The 1,567-nt window shown below is 65.3% G+C and carries 1 protein-coding gene; it reads left to right on the top strand.

The features are described 5' to 3' along the window. Positions 1–76: 76 nt before the first annotated feature. A complete protein-coding gene (locus JQ566_RS34415; protein ID WP_212380680.1) occupies positions 77–1,225 on the top strand; it encodes an IS110 family RNA-guided transposase in 1,149 nt (382 codons plus the stop codon). Positions 1,226–1,567: the final 342 nt, after the last annotated feature.

Raw genomic sequence — 1,567 nt, 5'->3', positions numbered from 1 at the left:
TCGTAGATTCCATGGGCGGTGAGCGTGGCCTTTCCGATAGGTTTGGGTTTCCACACTCGAACCCACGGAGAGTCAGATGCAAGCATCGACGACAGCCACGCCCACCGCCGGCCATAATGGCACAATTTTCGTTGCGGTCGAACTCAGCCAGAAGACATGGCTGGTGACGCTGCACAGTCCGGATCGCGATCGGATGTCTCGCCACAAGCTGGAGGGCGGCGATCATGCCGGGCTGCTGGAGCTGATCGAGAAGGTCCGCAAGCGGGCGGCGGATAAGCTCGGATCTATGCCGCGCGTGGTGAGCTGCTACGAGGCCGGCTACGACGGCTTCTGGCTGCATCGTCTGCTGGAGGCCGCCGGGATTATGAACTTCGTGTTCGATCCGGCGAGCATTGCGGTGGAGCAGCGATCGCGGCGGACCAAGACGGACCGGATCGACGGCGAGCTTCTACTGCGGACGTTGATGGCCCACTTGCGCGGGGAGCCGCGGGTGGTCCGGATCGTACGGGTGCCGAGCGTGGCGCAGGAAGACGCCAGGCGTTCCAGCCGCGAACGCGATCGGCTGGTCAAGGAACAGACGGCCCATACCAATCGGATCAAGGCGCTGCTGCGGCTGGCGGGCATCGCGGTCGGCTCCCCGCGTCGAGGCAATTGGCTGGACTGGCTGGCGAAGCAGCGCGATTGGCAAGGGCAGCCTCTGTCGCCGCATCTTCTGGCCGAAGTGACGCGCGAACATGCTCGCCTGATGCTGGTCCGCAAGCAACTCGCCGCGCTGGAGCAGGCCCAGGCGACGCGAGCCTGTGCCGTTCCCGAGCAGACGGTCGAACGGCAGGATCGGCTGGAGCGGCTCAAGGCCCTCGGTCCGGCTCTCTCCACCACGCTGACCCACGAGGTCTTCTACAAGGACTTCCACAACCGCCGTCAGGTCGGCAGCTACGTCGGATTGGCGCCCAGTCCGTGGCAAAGCGGCGGCATCGATCGCGAGCAGGGCATCAGCAAGGCAGGCAATCCGCGTGCCCGCGTCAAGGCGATCGAGCTCGCCTGGCTCTGGCTGCGGCATCAGCCCGACAGCGAACTCAGCGGCTGGTTCCGCACCCGCACCGCCAATGCCGGCAAGCGGGCCAGGCGCATCGCCATCGTCGCGCTGGCGCGCAAGCTGATCGTGGCGCTGTGGCGCTACCTCACCACTGGGCTCGTACCTGCGGGGGCGACGATGAAGGCATAGAACCGAACCACCCCACCGGCGCTGCGCTTGCCGCAGTCCGCGCGGGATGGATGATGACCGTGCCACCCTTGGGCCGAACAAACAGCCGGTTTGTAGATGGGTCTCATCCTCAAGGCTTCCTCGCCGCAAGCATGCGGAACGTGGGTCCGGACCACACCAGTCCGACCGGATATGAGGTGATGCAGTGAGCTGCATAAATCTTCGGAAGCCAATCCTCGCCCGGAATACGGTCGTCGCGCTGCGCTGCGCATGGCTCCGCGCGCCGCCCTCGCACCGCGCCAAACTCACTCAAGCCAACCGAAAGGCCTTGACTCGCAAATCCCCATATGAGGGTGGGCAAAG

Origin of the sequence: Bradyrhizobium sp. SZCCT0231 (assembly GCF_018130245.1) — a bacterium.
GTDB lineage: Bacteria > Pseudomonadota > Alphaproteobacteria > Rhizobiales > Xanthobacteraceae > Bradyrhizobium > Bradyrhizobium japonicum_F.
Note: the sequence above shows the minus strand (reverse complement) of the source record. Positions and strands in the feature narration are given on the sequence as shown.

Coding starts and splice junctions, on each gene's coding strand:
- JQ566_RS34415 (WP_212380680.1), top strand. CDS start 77: ATGCAAGCATCGACGACAGCCACGCCCACCGCCGGCCATAATGGCACA.